At 59.7% G+C, this 18,525-nt stretch carries 19 protein-coding genes; 18 read left to right on the forward strand and 1 reads right to left on the reverse strand.

Annotated features, from left to right (window positions below; translation table 11 throughout):
• Nucleotides 1–4: 4 nt before the first annotated feature.
• The 3 genes from L901_RS20625 to L901_RS20635 are packed head-to-tail and all read left to right on the forward strand — an operon-like array spanning nucleotide 5 to nucleotide 1,400.
• Entirely contained in the window at nucleotides 5–298 is a 294-nt protein-coding gene (locus tag L901_RS20625) for a YciI-like protein (RefSeq protein WP_003523501.1), read from the forward strand.
• A gap of 6 nt (nucleotides 299–304) precedes the next feature.
• Entirely contained in the window at nucleotides 305–748 is a 444-nt protein-coding gene (locus L901_RS20630) for an EVE domain-containing protein (protein ID WP_003523502.1), read from the forward strand.
• 7 nt (nucleotides 749–755) lie between these two features.
• On the forward strand, nucleotides 756–1,400 hold the full coding sequence (locus L901_RS20635) for a methyltransferase (RefSeq protein WP_059759902.1): 645 nt from the start codon (nucleotides 756–758) through the stop codon (nucleotides 1,398–1,400).
• Between the two features lie 48 nt (nucleotides 1,401–1,448).
• Here the strand turns inward: L901_RS20635 and L901_RS20640 are convergent, their stop codons facing one another.
• Nucleotides 1,449–1,829, reverse strand: coding sequence for a hypothetical protein (locus L901_RS20640; RefSeq protein WP_059759904.1), 381 nt, complete (start codon nucleotides 1,827–1,829; stop codon nucleotides 1,449–1,451).
• Between the two features lie 306 nt (nucleotides 1,830–2,135).
• On the opposite strand from L901_RS20640, the gene sdhC reads away from it, so the two are divergent.
• From sdhC to L901_RS20715, 15 genes are all read left to right on the forward strand, one after another.
• A complete protein-coding gene (gene sdhC, locus L901_RS20645; protein WP_059759906.1) occupies nucleotides 2,136–2,528 on the forward strand; it encodes a succinate dehydrogenase, cytochrome b556 subunit in 393 nt (130 codons plus the stop codon).
• Between the two features lie 11 nt (nucleotides 2,529–2,539).
• Entirely contained in the window at nucleotides 2,540–2,920 is a 381-nt protein-coding gene (gene sdhD, locus L901_RS20650) for a succinate dehydrogenase, hydrophobic membrane anchor protein (RefSeq protein WP_020811956.1), read from the forward strand.
• Nucleotides 2,921–2,927: 7 nt separating this feature from the next.
• Nucleotides 2,928–4,769: a succinate dehydrogenase flavoprotein subunit gene (gene sdhA, locus L901_RS20655; RefSeq protein WP_003523508.1), complete on the forward strand. Its 1,842-nt coding sequence runs from the start codon at nucleotides 2,928–2,930 to the stop codon at nucleotides 4,767–4,769.
• Nucleotides 4,770–4,784: 15 nt separating this feature from the next.
• The gene (locus L901_RS20660) at nucleotides 4,785–5,564 is read left to right on the forward strand and encodes a succinate dehydrogenase iron-sulfur subunit (RefSeq protein ID WP_003523509.1); all 780 of its coding nucleotides are present in this window, start codon (nucleotides 4,785–4,787) and stop codon (nucleotides 5,562–5,564) included.
• A gap of 205 nt (nucleotides 5,565–5,769) precedes the next feature.
• The gene (locus L901_RS20665; RefSeq protein ID WP_059759908.1) at nucleotides 5,770–6,312 is read left to right on the forward strand and encodes a protease inhibitor Inh/omp19 family protein; all 543 of its coding nucleotides are present in this window, start codon (nucleotides 5,770–5,772) and stop codon (nucleotides 6,310–6,312) included.
• 92 nt (nucleotides 6,313–6,404) lie between these two features.
• On the forward strand, nucleotides 6,405–7,568 hold the full coding sequence (gene zapE, locus L901_RS20670; RefSeq protein ID WP_035263522.1) for a cell division protein ZapE: 1,164 nt from the start codon (nucleotides 6,405–6,407) through the stop codon (nucleotides 7,566–7,568).
• Nucleotides 7,569–7,746: 178 nt separating this feature from the next.
• On the forward strand, nucleotides 7,747–8,709 hold the full coding sequence (gene mdh, locus L901_RS20675; protein ID WP_003523512.1) for a malate dehydrogenase: 963 nt from the start codon (nucleotides 7,747–7,749) through the stop codon (nucleotides 8,707–8,709).
• A gap of 31 nt (nucleotides 8,710–8,740) precedes the next feature.
• The gene (gene sucC / locus L901_RS20680) at nucleotides 8,741–9,934 is read left to right on the forward strand and encodes an ADP-forming succinate--CoA ligase subunit beta (RefSeq protein ID WP_059759909.1); all 1,194 of its coding nucleotides are present in this window, start codon (nucleotides 8,741–8,743) and stop codon (nucleotides 9,932–9,934) included.
• A gap of 17 nt (nucleotides 9,935–9,951) precedes the next feature.
• Entirely contained in the window at nucleotides 9,952–10,854 is a 903-nt protein-coding gene (gene sucD, locus L901_RS20685) for a succinate--CoA ligase subunit alpha (protein WP_006698231.1), read from the forward strand.
• 178 nt (nucleotides 10,855–11,032) lie between these two features.
• Complete coding sequence (locus L901_RS20690) at nucleotides 11,033–14,029, forward strand: 2-oxoglutarate dehydrogenase E1 component (protein WP_035263524.1); 2,997 nt, start codon at nucleotides 11,033–11,035, stop codon at nucleotides 14,027–14,029.
• Nucleotides 14,030–14,082: 53 nt separating this feature from the next.
• Nucleotides 14,083–15,315: a 2-oxoglutarate dehydrogenase complex dihydrolipoyllysine-residue succinyltransferase gene (gene odhB, locus L901_RS20695; RefSeq protein WP_035263525.1), complete on the forward strand. Its 1,233-nt coding sequence runs from the start codon at nucleotides 14,083–14,085 to the stop codon at nucleotides 15,313–15,315.
• A 23-nt stretch (nucleotides 15,316–15,338) separates the two neighbouring features.
• Complete coding sequence (locus tag L901_RS20700) at nucleotides 15,339–15,749, forward strand: MAPEG family protein (RefSeq protein ID WP_003523517.1); 411 nt, start codon at nucleotides 15,339–15,341, stop codon at nucleotides 15,747–15,749.
• Nucleotides 15,750–15,759: 10 nt separating this feature from the next.
• Nucleotides 15,760–16,401, forward strand: a complete 642-nt coding sequence (locus tag L901_RS20705) for a LysE family translocator (RefSeq protein ID WP_059759911.1) — start codon at nucleotides 15,760–15,762, stop codon at nucleotides 16,399–16,401.
• Nucleotides 16,402–16,468: 67 nt separating this feature from the next.
• Nucleotides 16,469–17,875: a dihydrolipoyl dehydrogenase gene (lpdA, locus tag L901_RS20710; protein ID WP_059759913.1), complete on the forward strand. Its 1,407-nt coding sequence runs from the start codon at nucleotides 16,469–16,471 to the stop codon at nucleotides 17,873–17,875.
• A gap of 127 nt (nucleotides 17,876–18,002) precedes the next feature.
• Entirely contained in the window at nucleotides 18,003–18,503 is a 501-nt protein-coding gene (locus L901_RS20715; protein ID WP_059759915.1) for a cytochrome b, read from the forward strand.
• Nucleotides 18,504–18,525: the final 22 nt, after the last annotated feature.

Genomic DNA, 18,525 nt, shown 5'->3' on the forward strand with positions numbered 1-18,525 from the left:
GAAAATGCTGTTTGCCTTTATCTGCAAGGACAAGCCCGGCCATCTGAATGTGCGCATGGAAACGCGCCCGGCGCATCTGGAGCACCTGAACAAGCTGAATGCCGAGGGCACGCTGAAGATCGCCGGCCCGTTTCTGGATGCCGAAGGCAAGCCGAATGGCAGCCTCGTGATCGTTGACGCCGCCGATATCGATGCCGCGAAGGCTCTCGCCGATGCCGATCCCTACGCCAAGGCCGGCCTGTTCGAAAGCGTTGACGTGAAGCCCTATAATTGGGTCTTCAACAATCCGGGAGCATGACCGGACATGGCGAATTACTGGCTTTATAAGTCCGAGCCGTTCAAATGGTCCTGGGAAATGCAGAAGGCCAAGGGCGAGGCGGGCGAAGAATGGACCGGCGTGCGCAATTATCAGGCGCGCAACAACATGCGGGCCATGAAGATCGGCGACAAGGGTTTCTTTTACCACTCCAATGAGGGGCTGGATGTCGTCGGCATCGTCGAAGTCTGCGCATTGTCGCATCCGGACTCGACCGCCGAAGGCGATCTGAAATGGGATTGCGTGGATATCCGCGCCGTGTGCGACATGCCGCAGCCCGTTTCGCTGAAGGATGTGAAAGCCAATCCGAAGCTGGCGAAGATGTCGCTTGTCACTTCCATGCGGCTTTCCGTGCAGCCGGTGACGGAAGAGGAATATCTCGAGGTCTGCCGCATGGGCGGTCTCGCCAACCCACCGAAGTCACCGGACTGATGCTTCGGTGAGGACCGATCCCGAACGCTTCATTCTCGACAATACCGCCATCATGCATCCGCCGCATGTGCCGGAGTTGCGTCTTCATCTCGCCACCGAAGCCCATGAGCTATGGCTGAAGACGGAGGAGGAGCTGGAAGCGATCGGCCTGCCGCCGCCCTTTTGGGCCTTCGCCTGGGCCGGCGGGCAGGGGCTTGCCCGCTACGTTCTCGATCATCCCGACAGCGTCTCCGGCAGGCGCGTGCTGGATTTCGCCAGCGGCTCCGGTCTGGTCGCCATCGCTGCGGCAAAGGCGGGCGCGGGTGCTGTTCTGGCGGCCGATATCGATCCGTGGACAGAGACGGCTATTCGGCTGAATGCGGCTCTCAATGGCGTGGACATTGCTTTCACCGGGCTTGATCTGGTTGGGAAAGCGGTCGAAGCGGATGTTCTGCTGGCCGGCGATGTGTTTTACGACCGTGCCTTTGCCGAGCTTCTTGTACCGTGGTTTCTGGAACTGACGGAAAAAGGCGTGAGCGTTCTCGTCGGCGATCCCGGACGCGCTTATTTGCCCAGAGCGCGGCTCCGCGCGGAGGCGATCTATCAGGTGCCGGTGACGCGGGCGCTGGAAGACAGCGAAGTGAAGAAGACCACGGTGTGGCGTTTCATCTGATCAGCGCATCACGCATTTGCAGTAAACCAGCTTCTTACCGGAAATACTCTATGGCCGGATAATGCAGACACCATGCTCATAGGCGCAGGCGTCGCCAGCGGTTTCAGCGCGGACATTGATGATTTTCGCCTTTGGCGCAAGTTGCGCGCCCGTCGCAACCGCTGCGCCTTTCCGTGAAAGCCCGCCGCCAATTGCGAAATAATTGCCATTGCCGCGAACGCGTAGCGCCGATATCGCACCGACGTAAGTGCCGCCGGAGAGGGTGGATGGCAGCCCGTCCGTCGAGAAGCTTACCTGCGATTGACGATGTTGATAGTTGTGCTGATAATCACGGCGGCCATAAGAATTCTCTGCCGCCGCCGGAGGCACCACGGTGAAAATGACGCCTGCGACCATCATGGTCAAAGCGGCGATTCGGCGCTGTAACATGAGCCTCATTCTCCGGATTTTCTTGGTTAACCAAAGGTAAATTACACGATTCATGAATTACGTAAAGGTAAATATTTTAGGGGCGTAAATCTTGGAAACGCTCGATTTTTTATTTTGACGCAAAAAAATTCCAAAAAAAATTCGTGAACCAATCGATTAAATTGGAATCGGCCATGAAATGTGCTTGTCGTGATGCTCCCATGTGATTAAACGTCGCGGTTGGTGCAATGCACATTCTTTCGTCATGTGCTGTTGCTTGGGGGCGTCCTGTCTGATGGGCGCACGGGAAAACGCCGCGAGGTTCTGATGGCGAATGCGACTAATAACCGGCCTCTGTCGCCGCATCTTCAAGTTTACAAGCTGATTCCGACGATGGTTGCATCCATCGTGCACCGCATCACGGGCGGCGCGCTTTATTTCGGAACGCTTCTGGTTGCCTGGTGGCTGATCGCTATCGCCTCGGGTCCTGCTTATTACGACTGGGTCAACTGGGCGATGGGTACGATCATCAGCAGGCTCATCCTGATCGGATACACCTGGGCTTTGGTTCATCACATGCTTGGCGGCCTTCGCCATTTCATGTGGGATCTGGGCTACGGCTTCGAAAAGCACTTTACCACCAAGCTGGCGAAGGCCTCGTGGGTGGTGTCGATCTGTCTGACCGCGCTGATCTGGGTCATTGCCCTGATCGTGCGCTGAGGAGATTTTTCATGGATATGCGTACACCTCTCGGAAAGGTTCGCGGCCTCGGCTCCGCCAAGGAAGGCACCGACCATTTCTGGCGTCAGCGCGTGACTGCGGTCGCCAACGTTCCGTTGCTCATCTTCTTTGTCGTCTTCCTCATCAGATATGCCGGCGCGCCCTATCCTGAAGTCGTTGCGGCGCTGTCGAACCCGCTCGTTGCGGTCATCATGGCTCTGGTTTTGGTTTCCGGCCTCATCCACATGAAGCTCGGCATGCAGGTCATCATTGAAGACTACATTCACGCCGAGGTTTCGAAGCTCGTTCTTCTGATGCTCAATATGTTTTTCGCGGTTCTCATTGGCGGTCTTTGCATCTTCGCCATTCTGAAAATCGCATTCGCAGGATAAGTCCGCCATGGCATCGATCAGTTCACCTTCCCAGAATGGCAAGGCCTACACCTATGTCGATCACTCCTATGATGTGATCGTGGTGGGCGCCGGCGGCGCGGGTCTGCGCGCAACGCTCGGCATGGCGGAACAGGGTTTCCGCACGGCTTGCATCACCAAGGTTTTCCCGACGCGCTCCCACACGGTTGCGGCGCAGGGCGGCATCGCCGCATCGCTCACCAACATGACGCCCGACTGTTGGCAGTGGCACCTTTACGACACCGTAAAGGGCTCCGACTGGCTGGGCGACGTCGATGCGATGCAATATCTCGCCATGGAAGCGCCGAAGGCGGTCTATGAGCTGGAACATTACGGCGTGCCTTTCTCGCGCAACGAAGAAGGCAAGATCTATCAGCGCCCGTTCGGCGGTCACATGCAGAATTACGGCGAAGGCCCGCCGGTGCAGCGCACCTGCGCCGCCGCTGACCGTACCGGTCACGCCATTCTGCACACGCTTTATGGCCAGTCGCTGCGCAACAATGCGGAATTCTTCATCGAATATTTCGCGCTCGACCTCATCATGTCTCCGGATGGCCGTTGCACCGGCGTCGTTGCCTGGAACCTCGATGACGGCACGATCCATCGCTTTGCCGCCAAGATGGTGGTTCTGGCGACCGGCGGTTACGGCCGCGCCTATTTCTCGGCGACCTCGGCCCATACCTGCACCGGCGACGGCGGCGGCATGATCGCTCGCGCAGGCCTGCCGCTTCAGGACATGGAATTCGTGCAATTCCACCCGACCGGTATTTATGGCGCAGGCTGCCTGATCACCGAAGGTGCACGCGGCGAAGGCGGTTATCTCGTCAACTCCGAAGGCGAGCGCTTCATGGAGCGTTATGCGCCTTCCGCCAAGGACCTCGCCTCGCGTGACGTTGTCTCGCGCTGCATGACGATGGAAATCCGTGAAGGCCGCGGCGTCGGCAAGAACAAGGACCACATCTTCCTGCACCTCGATCACCTCGATCCGGCGATCCTGCATGAGCGTCTTCCGGGCATTTCCGAAAGCGCGAAGATTTTTGCGGGCGTCGACGTGACCCGCGAGCCGATCCCGGTCCTGCCGACGGTTCACTACAATATGGGCGGCATTCCGACCAATTATTGGGGTGAAGTGCTGAATGCCGATGCCAACAACCCGGAACGTATCGCGCCCGGCCTGATGGCTGTTGGCGAAGCCGGCTGCGCCTCGGTTCATGGCGCCAACCGCCTCGGTTCCAACTCGCTGATCGACCTCGTGGTCTTCGGCCGTGCAGCGGCGATCCGCGCCGCCCAGGTCATCAACCGTGACGAGGCGGTTCCCGCTCTCGATACGGCTGCCTGCGACAAGATCATGGAGCGCTTCAACGGCCTGCGTTACGCCAACGGCTCGACGCCGACGGCGGTGCTGCGCGACAAGATGCAGCGCGCCATGCAGGACGACGCGGCCGTGTTCCGCACGCAGGAATCGCTGGAAAGCGGTTGCCAGCGTCTTTCCGCCATCTGGAAGGAACTGCCTGACGTCAAGGTCACCGACCGTTCGATGGTCTGGAACTCCGATCTGGTCGAGACGCTCGAGCTGCACAACCTCATGGCCAATGCGATCACCACGGTCTATGGCGCGGAAGCGCGCAAGGAAAGCCGCGGTTCGCACGCCCGCGAGGATTTCGTCGACGGTCCGTTCGCCGGTCGCGACGATGTGAACTGGCGCAAGCACACGCTTGCCTGGGTCAGCCCGGAGGGCGACGTCAAGCTCGACTACCGCCCTGTTCACACCGACCTCATCGCCGACGGTATCGATCCGAAAAAGATCGAGCCGAAGGCGCGTGTCTACTGATTTGAGGAACTGGATATGGTTGAACTCGCTCTCCCCAAGAATTCCCAGATCAGCGAAGGCAAGGTCTGGCCGAAGCCGGACGGCGCCAAGAATGTGCGCGAATACCGGATCTATCGCTGGAACCCGGATGACGGCCAGAACCCGCGCATCGATACCTATTATATCGATGTCGACGATTGCGGGCCAATGGTTCTCGATGCGCTTCTCTACATCAAGAACAATATCGACCCGACGCTGACGCTGCGCCGCTCCTGCCGCGAAGGCATCTGCGGCTCCTGCGCCATGAACATCGACGGCACCAACACGCTCGCCTGCACCAAGGGCATGGAAGAGATTAACGGCACGGTGAAGGTTTATCCGCTGCCGCATATGCCTGTCGTGAAGGACCTCGTTCCCGATCTGTCGAACTTCTACGCCCAGCACCGCTCCATCGAGCCATGGTTGAAGACGGTTTCGCCGACGCCCGCCAAGGAGTGGAAGCAGAGCCATGAGGACCGCCTGAAGCTGGACGGTCTTTATGAGTGCATTCTCTGCGCCTGCTGCTCCACCTCCTGTCCCAGCTACTGGTGGAATGGCGACCGTTATCTTGGTCCGGCCGTTCTGCTGCAGGCCTATCGCTGGCTGATTGACAGCCGCGATGAGGCAACCGGCGAGCGTCTGGACAATCTCGAGGACCCGTTCCGCCTTTACCGCTGCCACACCATCATGAACTGCGCGCAGGCTTGCCCGAAGGGTCTAAATCCGGCCAAGGCGATCGCGGAAATCAAGAAGATGATGGTCGAGCGCCGCGTTTAAAGGCGATTCGCTGACGACAGAAAATTTAGCGGGCCGCGGTCTCGACCGTGGCCCTTTTTACAACCCGGCGTGGGAAAATTCGGTAAAAATCGACCGAAATGGTAATTATCCCGGCCATCGCTTGCGCAAGATAAGGCTTTGGTAATAATTCAGCCTTCTTGTTTGATCATGATCTTTCCGGAAGCGAGAGAATCGGGAGCTTGATATGCAATTCAGATATGTGGTGACGGGCCTTGCGGTTGTGATGACTCTCGCCGGTTGCCAACGTACCTCCTACGATTACAACAACAACGCCAGCAACAATCCCGGTTATACGCCGCCTTTGCAGGCGCAGCCGGTGCCCTCCGTCCAGTCCGGCGCCCTGCCGCCGCCCGGTGGCGCCACGGGCGGCCAGTTCCCGTCGGCACCTGCCTCGACCGCCCCTGGCGGAACCAGTGTCGCTTCTGCCGCTCCGCCTGCAGCCGCACTTGACGTTACCAAGGAATCCATGGTCGGCAACTGGCGCGTTTCCAATGGCGGCGCCAATTGCGACATGTTCCTGACGCTCACCAATCTCGGCAGCGGCTCGCGTGGCGGCACGCGCGGTTGCGCGGGTGAGCTGACGGCGATGGGGTCCTGGGAAGTGTCCGGCAAGATGGTTCTCTTCAAGAACCGTTCGGGTGACACGATTGGCCGCGTCTACAAGAGTGCCGATGCGCGCTTTGATGGCACCACCAATAGCGGCCAGCCGCTCAGCCTCAGCCGATGAGTCTTTCCGGTGCAGCCGGAACGCTCTTTTCGCTTTAAGCCTGTCCATTCGTCGCGGGTGCTTTTGTGCGCCCGCGTCCGAGGCGTTTATCCATGAAGCCCTTGCCTGACTACAATCATAGTGTCGTTGAACAGCTCAACGCATTGACGGCAGCTGGCACCTTGCAGGCCGATGCCGCCCAGCTTGGCGTGGCGGCGCATCTGGACCGTATCCTTGCCGATCTGAAGGCGCGCAAGCCCGCCAAGAAGAAGAGTGCGCTCGGCTGGATGTTTGCGCGCAAGTCCGGGCCTGCGGCAGCCGTCAAGGGACTATATGTCTATGGCAGCGTCGGCCGCGGCAAGACGATGCTGATGGACATGTTCTATGAGATGGCGCCCGTTTCCTCCAAACGCCGCTGCCATTTTCATGAATTCATGGCGGATGTGCACAATCGCGTGCATGCGCATCGGCAGAAGCTGAAGAATGGCGAAACCAAACAGGCCGATCCGATTCCGCCCGTCGCCGCCCAGCTCCTGGCGGAAGCGGAGCTTCTTTGCTTCGACGAGTTCACCGTCACGGATATTGCCGATGCGATGATCCTCGCCCGGCTGTTCAGTGAACTCTTCGCCAATGGCTGCACATTGGTGACGACGTCCAATGTCGTGCCGGACAATCTCTACAAGGATGGTCTCAATCGCGGCCTGTTCCTGCCGTTCGTCGATCTCTTGAAGAAGCATGTGGAGGTGGTGACGCTGGACAGCCCCACCGATTACCGGATGGAGAAGCTGGAAAGCCTGCCCGTCTATGTCACGCCGCTCGACGGTTCGGCGGATCAGGCGATGGACATGGCCTGGCGGCACATGATTGCCGGTCACCTCGTTGCACCGACCGAGATACCGATGAAGGGCCGTTCCATTCTGGTGCCGCGCGCCAGCGGCCGGGTTGCCCGTTTTTCCTTTTCCGATCTCTGCGAAAAGCCGCTTGGGGCTTCCGACTTCCTTGCCATCGCCAATCGTTTCGATACGGTCTTCATCGATCACATTCCGTTCTTGAACGCGGACAAGCGCAACGAGACCAAGCGTTTCATCATTCTCATCGATGCGCTTTACGACCACAGCGTCCGGCTTTTTGCCTCCGCTGCCGCCATGCCGGAAGACCTGCTCGGCAAGCGCAAAGGGACCGAAGGTTTCGAGTTCGATCGCACCGCCTCGCGCCTGTTTGAAATGCGCAGTGCGGATTATCTGGCGCTGCACCACGAAAAACGCCAGAAAGTTTGACACTTTCGTGACGTATTTTCTTACGTTTACGTAAGAAAATAATGATCTAAACGATTGAAAATATTCACCAGAAAAGAATCTATTGCCAATTTTAGCCAATGGGGCTAATCGGAGTGCGACAATTTGGCTGCCGGTTTGGCGCGGTGAAATTGAATTGAAGCTCAAGAGGAAGCATTCGATGGCTCGCAAAAAAATTGCACTTATTGGTTCTGGCATGATCGGCGGCACGCTGGCGCATCTCGCCAGCCTGAAGGAACTGGGCGATATCGTCCTCTTCGATATTGCCGACGGCATCCCGCAGGGCAAGGGTCTGGATATTGCCCAGTCCGGCCCGGTTGAAGGCTTCAATGCAAAGCTCACCGGCGCTTCCGATTACGCCGCCATCGAAGGCGCTGACGTCTGCATCGTCACCGCCGGCGTTGCCCGCAAGCCGGGCATGAGCCGCGACGATCTTCTCGGCATCAACCTCAAGGTCATGGAGCAGGTCGGCGCCGGCATCAAGAAATATGCCCCGAACGCTTTCGTCATCTGCATCACCAACCCGCTCGACGCCATGGTCTGGGCACTGCAGAAGTTCTCCGGCCTGCCGAAGAACAAGGTCGTCGGCATGGCCGGCGTTCTCGACAGCGCGCGTTTCCGCCTGTTCCTCGCCGAAGAATTCAACGTTTCGGTTGAAGACGTCACCGCCTTCGTTCTCGGCGGCCACGGCGACACCATGGTGCCGCTCGCACGTTACTCCACGGTTGCCGGCGTTCCGCTGACCGATCTCGTCAAGATGGGCTGGCTGACCGCCGAGCGCCTCGAGCAGATCATCCAGCGCACCCGTGACGGCGGTGCGGAAATCGTCGGCCTGCTAAAGACCGGTTCGGCCTACTACGCGCCGGCTGCTTCGGCAATCGAAATGGCTGAATCCTACCTCAAGGACAAGAAGCGCGTTCTCCCCGCCGCTGCCCACCTCTCGGGCCAGTATGGCGTCGACGACATGTATGTCGGCGTTCCCACCATCATCGGTGCCGGCGGTATCGAGCGCATCATCGAGATCGAACTCAATAAGGAAGAAGAAGCCGCCTTCCAGAAATCCGTCGGCGCTGTCGCTGGTCTTTGCGAAGCCTGCGTCAACATCGCTCCGTCGCTGAAGTAATAGCCTAGCGGCTCCAAACAGGGATTATTCCATGAATATTCACGAATATCAGGCCAAGGCTCTTCTGAAGGGCTACGGCGCGCCGGTTGCTGAAGGCGTTGCCATTCTCAAGGTCGAAGAAGCCGAAGCTGCCGCCAAGCAGCTTCCCGGCCCGCTCTACGTCGTCAAGAGCCAGATTCACGCTGGCGGCCGCGGCAAGGGCAAGTTCAAGGAACTCGGCCCGGACGCCAAGGGCGGCGTTCGTCTGGCGAAGTCCATCGAAGAAGTCGTTTCCCACGCGAAGGACATGCTCGGCAACACGCTGGTAACGGCGCAGACCGGTGAAGCCGGCAAGCAGGTCAACCGTCTCTACATCGAAGACGGCGCGGACATTGCCCGCGAACTTTACTGCTCGCTGCTGGTTGATCGTTCCGTCGGCCAGGTTGCTTTCGTGGTTTCCACGGAAGGCGGCATGGACATCGAAGCTGTCGCCCACGACACGCCCGAGAAGATCCACACCATCGCCATCAACCCGGAAAAGGGTGTGAGCGACGCCGACGTTGCTGCGATCTCCAAGGCTCTCGCGCTTGATGGCGTTGCTGCGGAAGACGCCAAGGCGCTTTTCCCGATCCTCTACAAGGCCTTCAACGAGAAGGACATGGCTCTCCTCGAGGTCAACCCGCTGATCGTCATGGAAAATGGCCATCTGCGCGTTCTCGACGCCAAGATGTCCTTCGACGGCAACGCGCTGTTCCGCCATGACGACGTCAAGGCGCTGCGCGACGAGACCGAAGAAGACGCCAAGGAAATCGAAGCCTCCAAGTGGGACCTCGCTTACGTGGCCCTCGACGGCAACATCGGCTGCATGGTCAACGGCGCCGGTCTCGCCATGGCGACGATGGATATCATCAAGCTTTACGGCAAAGAGCCGGCTAACTTCTGCGACGTCGGCGGCGGCGCCGGCAAGGAGAAGGTTGCGGCAGCCTTCAAGATCATCACGGCCGACCCGAAGGTCGAGGGCATCCTCGTCAACATCTTCGGCGGCATCATGAAGTGCGACGTCATCGCCGAGGGCGTGATCGCCGCGGTGAAGGAAGTTGGTTTGCAGGTTCCGCTCGTTGTTCGCCTCGAAGGCACCAACGTCGAACTTGGCAAGAAGCTTCTCAACGAATCTGGCCTTGCGATTACGGCTGCTGACGATCTGGACGACGCAGCCAAGAAGATCGTCGCGGCGATCAACGGCTAATTGAGGGACCGGAAATAATGTCTATTCTTGTTAATAAAGACACGAAGATCCTTGTTCAGGGTCTGACCGGCAAGACCGGCACCTTCCACACCGAACAGGCGCTTGCCTATTACGGCACGCAGATGGTCGGCGGTATCCACCCGAAGAAGGGTGGCGAAACCTGGACCGGCTCCAAGGGTGAAACCCTGCCGATCTTCGCAACGGTTGCCGAAGCCAAGGAAAAGACCGGTGCAGACGCATCCGTGATCTACGTTCCGCCGGCAGGTGCAGCAGATGCCATCATCGAAGCCATCGATGCGGAAATTCCGTTCATCACCTGCATCACCGAAGGTATCCCGGTCATGGACATGGTTCGCGTCAAGGCTCGCCTCGACCGCTCCAAGTCGCGCCTGCTCGGCCCGAACTGCCCGGGTATCCTGACGCCGGAAGAATGCAAGATCGGTATCATGCCGGGCTCCATCTTCCGCAAGGGTTCGGTCGGTATCGTTTCGCGTTCGGGCACGCTCACCTATGAAGCCGTGTTCCAGACCTCCAACGAAGGCCTCGGCCAGACCACGGCTGTCGGCATCGGCGGCGACCCGGTCAAGGGCACCGAGTTCATCGACGTGCTGGAAATGTTCCTCGCCGACGACGCCACGCAGTCGATCATCATGATCGGCGAAATCGGCGGCTCGGCTGAAGAAGATGCGGCGCAGTTCCTGATCGACGAAGCCAAGAAGGGTCGCAAGAAGCCGATGGCTGGCTTCATCGCAGGTCGTACGGCTCCGAAGGGCCGCACCATGGGCCACGCCGGCGCTGTCGTTTCCGGCGGCAAGGGTGACGCAGAGTCCAAGATCGCAGCCATGGAAGCGGCCGGCATCAAGGTATCGCCCTCTCCGGCGCGCCTCGGCAAGACGCTGGTTGAAGTCCTCAAGGGCTGAGACCACATGACATCGGTAACGGGCGGCGCGGCTTCAATGCCACGCTGCCCGATGCCGCAAGGAACGACAGACAGAACGGCATACCGCCCCGGCGGCAGACAGCAATAATCAAAGCGGCAGGCCGGCGAACGGCCCTAACGGCATCGAGGAGGCGGACGGATAAGTCCGCAAGAACACAATGGCAAGGCAAGAAGCGAACGAGCAGTTTCAGATCACGTCGTTTCTGGACGGCGCGAATGCAGCCTATATCGAGCAGCTCTATGCCCGGTACGAAGAGGACCCCTCTTCCGTGTCGCCGGAGTGGCAGAGCTTCTTCAAGGCGTTGTCCGATAATCCGGAAGACGTGAAGAAGGCGGCCAAGGGCGCCTCCTGGAAGCGCGCCAACTGGCCTATCCCGGCGAATGGCGAACTGGTATCCGCACTCGACGGCAACTGGGCCACGGTCGAAAAGGCCATCGAGAAGAAGGTTCAGGCGAAAGCTGAGGCCAAGAGCGCCGACACCGGCAAGCCGGTCAGCCAGGCGGAAGTTCTGCAGGCGACCCGTGACAGCGTTCGCGCCATCATGATGATCCGCGCCTACCGCATGCGCGGCCACCTGCATGCCAAGCTCGATCCGCTCGGTATCGCGGTCGCGGTTGAGGATTACAACGAGCTGTCGCCGAAGTCCTACGGCTTCGAGGAAAGCGATTACGACCGCAAGATTTTCATCGATAACGTGCTCGGCCTCGAATATGCGACCGTGCGCGAGATGATCGATATTCTGGAGCGTACCTACTGCTCCACCATCGGCGTCGAATTCATGCACATGTCCAGCCCGGAAGAAAAAGGCTGGATTCAGGAACGTATCGAAGGTCCGGACAAGGGCGTCGCCTTCACGGCTGAAGGCAAGAAGGCCATTCTGTCCAAGCTGGTCGAAGCCGAAGGCTACGAGCAGTTCCTCGACGTGCGCTTCAAGGGCACCAAGCGTTTCGGCCTCGATGGCGGTGAATCGCTGATCCCGGCGCTGGAGCAGATCATCAAGCGCGGCGGCCAGGAAGGTCTGGAAGAAGTCGTTCTCGGCATGGCCCACCGCGGTCGCCTGAACGTTCTGACCAACGTGATGGGCAAGCCGCATCGCGCCGTGTTCCACGAGTTCAAAGGCGGTTCGTTCAAGCCTGACGATGTCGAAGGTTCGGGCGACGTGAAGTATCACCTCGGTGCCTCCTCCGACCGCGAATTCGACGGCAACAAGGTTCACCTGTCGCTGACGGCCAACCCGTCGCACCTTGAAATCGTCAACCCCGTTGTCATGGGCAAGGCCCGCGCCAAGCAGGACCAGCTGGCCAAGGTATGGGACGGCGACATCATTCCGCTGTCGGAACGCGCCAAGGTGCTGCCGCTCCTGCTGCACGGCGATGCCGCCTTTGCGGGTCAGGGCGTGGTTGCGGAAATTCTCGGCCTTTCCGGTCTGCGCGGTCACCGCGTTGCCGGCACCATGCACTTCATCATCAACAACCAGATCGGCTTCACGACGAACCCGGCCTTCTCGCGTTCGTCGCCCTATCCGTCCGACGTCGCCAAGATGATCGAAGCGCCGATCTTCCACGTCAATGGTGACGATCCGGAAGCGGTGACCTATGCGGCCAAGGTTGCGACCGAATACCGTATGAAGTTTCACAAGCCTGTCGTCATCGACATGTTCTGCTACCGCCGCTTCGGCCATAACGAAGGCGATGAGCCGGCGTTCACGCAGCCGAAAATGTACAAGGTTATCCGTGGCCACAAGACAGTCGCGCGCATCTATGCCGACCGCCTGATCGCGGAAGGCCTGATGAACGAAGGCGAATTCGAGAAGATGAAGGCCGACTGGCGTGCTCATCTGGAACAGGAATTCGAGGCAGGCCAGTCCTACAAGCCGAACAAGGCCGACTGGCTGGACGGTCAGTGGTCGGGTCTGCGCGCTGCCGACAATGCCGATGAGCAGCGTCGCGGCAAGACCGGCGTACCGATGAAGCAGCTCAAGGAGATCGGCAAGAAGCTGTCGACCATTCCGGAAGGCTTCAGCGCCCACCGCACGATCCAGCGCTTCATGGAAAACCGCTCGCAGATGGTCGAGACGGGCGAAGGCATCGACTGGGCAATGGCGGAAGCGCTTGCGTTCGGTTCGCTCGTTGCCGACGGCCACAAGATCCGTCTTTCCGGTCAGGATTGCGAACGCGGCACCTTCTCGCAGCGTCACTCGGTCCTCTACGATCAGGAGACCGAAGAACGTTATATTCCGCTCGCCAACCTTTCTCCGACGCAGGCCCGTTACGAAGTCATCAACTCGATGCTTTCGGAAGAAGCCGTTCTCGGTTTCGAATACGGCTACTCGCTGGCCCGTCCGAACGCGCTGACCCTTTGGGAAGCCCAGTTCGGCGACTTCGCCAACGGCGCGCAGGTGGTGTTCGACCAGTTCATCTCGTCGGGTGAACGCAAGTGGCTGCGCATGTCCGGTCTCGTCTGCCTTCTGCCGCATGGTTACGAAGGTCAGGGCCCGGAACATTCGTCCGCCCGTCTGGAGCGCTGGCTGCAGATGTGCGCCGAAGACAATATGCAGGTTGCCAACTGCACGACGCCGGCCAACTACTTCCACATCCTGCGCCGCCAGGTGAAGCGCGACTTCCGCAAGCCGCTGATCCTGATGACGCCAAAGTCGCTGCTGCGTCACAAGCGCGCCACCTCTTCGCTGGCCGAGCTTGCAGGCGAGTCCTCCTTCCACCGTCTCCTGTGGGACGATGCTGAAGTCATCAAGGACGGTCCGATCAAGCTGCAGAAGGATTCGAAGATCCGCCGCGTCGTCATGTGCACGGGCAAGGTCTATTACGATCTGCTCGAGGAACGCGAAAAGCGCGGTATCGACGATATCTACCTGCTGCGTATCGAACAGCTTTACCCGTTCCCGGCCAAGGCGCTCATCAACGAGCTGTCGCGTTTCCGCAATGCGGAAATGGTCTGGTGCCAGGAAGAGCCGAAGAACATGGGTGCGTGGTCGTTCATCGATCCCTACCTGGAATGGGTCCTGGCGCATATCGACGCCAAGTACCAGAAGGTCCGTTACACGGGCCGTCCGGCTGCCGCCTCTCCGGCGACCGGCCTGATGTCCAAGCACCTGGCGCAGCTTGCTGCGTTCCTGGAAGACGCGCTGGGAGAGTAAAAGCTCTCCCGCATCGCCCCGCAAAAAAGACACCTGAATAACGGAACTAGATCATGGCCACTGAAATCCGCGTACCAACCCTCGGCGAATCCGTCAGCGAAGCGACCGTCGGCACCTGGTTCAAGAAGGTCGGCGATACCGTCAAGGCCGACGAACCGCTCGTTGAACTGGAAACCGACAAGGTTACCGTCGAAGTCCCGGCGCCTGCGTCCGGCGTTCTCACCGAAATCGTTGCGCAGAACGGCGAGACCGTCGGTCTCGACGCGCTTCTCGGCCAGATCGCCGAAGGTGCTGCCGGTGCAGCGACCTCTGCACCTGCCGCAGAACCGGCAAAGCCTGCTGCGGCTGCCGCACCTGCTCCTGCCGCCGTTGCCGCGCCGGCAACCGGCTCCATGCCGCCCGCACCTGCCGCCGGCAAGCTGCTTGCTGAAAACAACCTGTCCGCCGATCAGGTCGACGGTTCGGGCAAGCGCGGTCAGGTTCTGAAGGGTGACGTTCTCGCCGCTGTCGCCAAGGGCGTTTCGGCACCGGCCGCCGCGCCGGCTCCCGCCGCGGCCCCCCGCCCGGTGTCCGCCGAGCAGGATGCCGTTCGCGAAGAGCGCGTGAAGATGACCCGCCTGCGTCAGACGATCGCCCGTCGCCTGAAGGATGCGCAGAACACCGCCGCCATGCTGACCACCTATAACGAGGTGGACATGAGCGCCGTCATGGACCTGCGTAACCGTTACAAGGACGTGTTCGAGAAGAAGCATGGCGTCAAGCTCGGCTTCATGGGCTTCTTCACCAAGGCCGTGACTCACGCGCTGAAGGAACTGCCGGCCGTCAACGCTGAAATCGACGGCACGGACATCATCTACAAGAACTATTGTCACGTCGGCATGGCTGTTGGCACCGACAAGGGTCTCGTCGTTCCGGTCATCCGCGATGCCGACCAGCTCTCCATCGCCGGCGTCGAAAAGGAACTCGGCCGCCTCGCCAAGGCAGCGCGTGACGGTTCGCTCGGCATGGCCGACATGCAGGGTGGCACCTTCACCATCACCAATGGCGGTGTCTACGGTTCGCTGATGTCTTCGCCGATCCTCAATGCACCGCAGTCGGGCATCCTCGGTATGCACAAGATCCAGGAGCGTCCGGTCGCCATCGGCGGTCAGGTCGTCATCCGTCCGATGATGTATCTTGCGCTCTCCTACGATCACCGTATCGTTGACGGCAAGGAAGCCGTGACCTTCCTCGTCCGCGTCAAGGAAAGCCTGGAAGATCCGGAACGTCTGGTTCTCGATCTCTAAGACTGAAACAGGGGAGAAGAGGGATGGAAAACCTGGCCGGCGGGAATGGACCTTTCGTGTTCCTGCTGGCGCTCAGCGTCATTCTTCTTCTCCTGCATATCTGCCTTCAGGCCATGTCCGCGACGCGGGAACTCGGCCTTGCCTGGAATGCGGGCGCGCGCGATACCCGGCAGGACCTCAAAGGGGTGTTTGCAGGGCGTGCGCAGCGCGCCTCGGATAATTTTCGCGAGACCTATCCGGCTTTCGTCGGTCTCACTCTCGCTCTTGCGATCGCCGGTGACGCTTCCGGCTGGGGGCTGACGGGCGGCTGGATATGGACCATGGCGCGCATCGTCTACATCCCGCTTTATCTGGCAGGCGTCCCCTATGTGCGGTCGATCGCGTGGGTCGTGTCCCTTGGCGGTCTGGTCCTCATGCTTGTCGCGCTGATCTGAGGTCGAGCCTATGCATCAATATCTCATCGAACTTGCATCCCTGATGGCGATCTTCTCCTTTGCGATCGTCTCGCCCGGCGCGGATCTCGCGATGGTCATGCGCCAGGCCATGGTGCATGGTCGCAAACAGGCCATCATCACCAGCTTCGGGGTGGGGACGTCTTTGATGTTCCACGTCACCTATACGATCCTCGGACTTGGCCTCATCATCTCCCAGTCGATCTATCTCTTCAACATCGTCAAATGGCTGGGCGTCGCCTATCTGATCTATATCGGCATCAAGGCGCTGCGCGCCGGCAAGACCGAATTGCCCGCCGCTGAAGATGAAGGCGTTCAGGCGAAAAGCAGCCAGACGGCGCTTAAGGCTTTCACGCTCGGTTTCGCGGCGAACGCGCTCAATCCCAAGCCGGTGTTTTTCTTCCTGTCGATCTTTTCGACAGTGGTTCACGCTCACACGCCGGTCGCCATCAAGTTCGGATACGGTCTTGTCATGGCGAGCTGCCTTATCCTGTGGTTCGTCGGTGTCAGCCTGTTCATGACGACGCCGCGCATGCGGGCCGCATTTCAGCGCGCCAGCCAATGGATCGACCGCACCAGCGGTGTGGTCTTCATCGCTCTCGGTATAAAACTCGCAACGGAAAAAGCGGCCTGAGTTTCAGGTCAAACGCAAGCAGGGCAATGATCCGGCATCTTGCCCGACATCAATCAGGAAAACGAACATGGCATATGATGTAGTTGTAATCGGCACAGGCCCCGGCGGTTACGTTTGCGCGGTCAAGGCGGCACAGCTCGGCCTGAAGGTCGCTGTCATCGAAAAGCGCGCGACCTATGGCGGCACCTGCCTCAATGTCGGCTGCATCCCGTCCAAGGCGCTGCTGCACGCGTCCGAAACCTTCGCCCATGTCGCCCATGGTGTCGATTCGCTCGGTATCGAAGTCGCCGCGCCGAAGCTGAACCTCGAAAAGATGATGGGCCACAAGGACGGCGTGGTGAAGGCCAATGTCGACGGCGTCGCCTTCCTGTTCAAGAAGAACAAGATCGATACCTTCCAGGGCACCGGCAAGGTGGTTTCCGCCGGCAAGGTTTCCGTCACCAACGACAAGGGCGAGAGCCAAGAAATCGAAGCCAAGAACATAGTCATCGCCACCGGTTCGGATGTTGCCGGCATTCCGGGCGTTCAGGTCGCTATCGATGAAAGCGTCATCGTGTCCTCCACCGGCGCGATCGCTCTTTCCAAGGTTCCGGAAAAGCTCATCGTTGTCGGCGGCGGCGTCATCGGCCTCGAGCTCGGTTCGGTCTGGTCGCGTCTCGGCGCCAAGGTCACTGTCGTCGAATATCTCGACAATATTCTCGGCGGCATGGATGGCGAAGTTTCCAAGCAGGCCCAGCGTCTGCTCGCCAAGCAGGGTCTCGATTTCAAGCTCGGCGCGAAGGTGACGGCCGTTGAAAAGACCGCTGCCGGCGCAAAGGTGGTGTTCGAGCCGGTCAAGGGCGGCGCTGCCGAAACGCTGGAAGCGAATGTCGTGCTGATCTCCACCGGTCGCAAGCCCTACACCGAAGGTCTCGGTCTTGCGGAAGCCGGCGTTGTGCTGGATAGTCGCGGCCGCGTCGAAATCGACGGCCACTACAAGACCAATGTCGATGGCATCTATGCGATCGGCGACGTGGTGAAGGGTCCGATGCTGGCGCACAAGGCGGAAGACGAGGGCGTTGCTCTCGCGGAAATCCTCGCCGGCCAGCGTGGTCACGTGAATTATGACGTCATTCCGGCCGTGGTCTATACGCAGCCTGAAATCGCTTCCGTCGGCAAGACCGAAGAAGAACTGAAGGCCGCAGGCATCGCCTACAAGGTCGGCAAGTTCCCCTTCACCGCCAATGGCCGCGCGCGCGCCATGCAGGTGACGGATGGTTTCGTGAAGATCCTTGCCGACAAGGAAACCGACCGGGTTCTTGGTGGTCACATCGTCGGCTTCGGCGCTGGCGAAATGATCCACGAAATCACCGTACTGATGGAATTCGGCGGTTCCTCGGAAGATCTGGGCCGTACCTGCCATGCGCATCCGACCATGTCGGAAGCCGTGAAGGAAGCGGCGCTGGCGACCTTCTTCAAGCCGATCCACATGTGATCGGTGTTGGAGCCCGCTGCTCCAACATTAAATTTCAGTCATCTGCCAAACCCCGGCTTGCCATGCAGGCCGGGGTTTTCCATACTCACGCCACAGCCTGTCTAACCTTTTGATAAAAGGCAATAAAATGGCGTTTCCAAATCAAGTTTCCTTCACCGTTCCGCAGCGCATCATTCATTGGTCGATGGCGCTTCTGATCTTCTTCAACCTGTTGTTTCCCGATGGGATGGAACATGCTTACCGGCTTATGCGGCGGGGCGAAACACTGACGCCGGAACAGGTATCTTCGGCCAATATTCACGCCTATGTCGGCTTCACCATTCTGCTGCTTGCGGTGCTGCGCCTCTGTCTACGCTTCCTCCAGGGCGTGCCGCCGCATCCCGCCGAAGAACCGAGGCTGTTTCAGATCGCGGCGAAGGTGGCGCATTTCACCTTTTATGCCCTGTTCCTCGTCCTGCCCCTGTCCGGTATTGCCGCGTATTACTTCGGCGCTCAGCCGGCTGGGCAGTTGCATTCCGGTCCCTTCAAGGCGCTGATGTGGGTGTTGATCGCCGGTCACGTCGTCGCCGTTCTGGTTCACCAGTTCTACTGGCGCACCAATGTCCTGAAGCGTATGACGCACGGCTAAGCGGCGGTTTGTCGCGTTTCCG

It is taken from the genome of Agrobacterium sp. D14 (genome assembly GCF_001526505.1).
Taxonomy (GTDB): Bacteria; Pseudomonadota; Alphaproteobacteria; order Rhizobiales; family Rhizobiaceae; genus Agrobacterium; species Agrobacterium leguminum.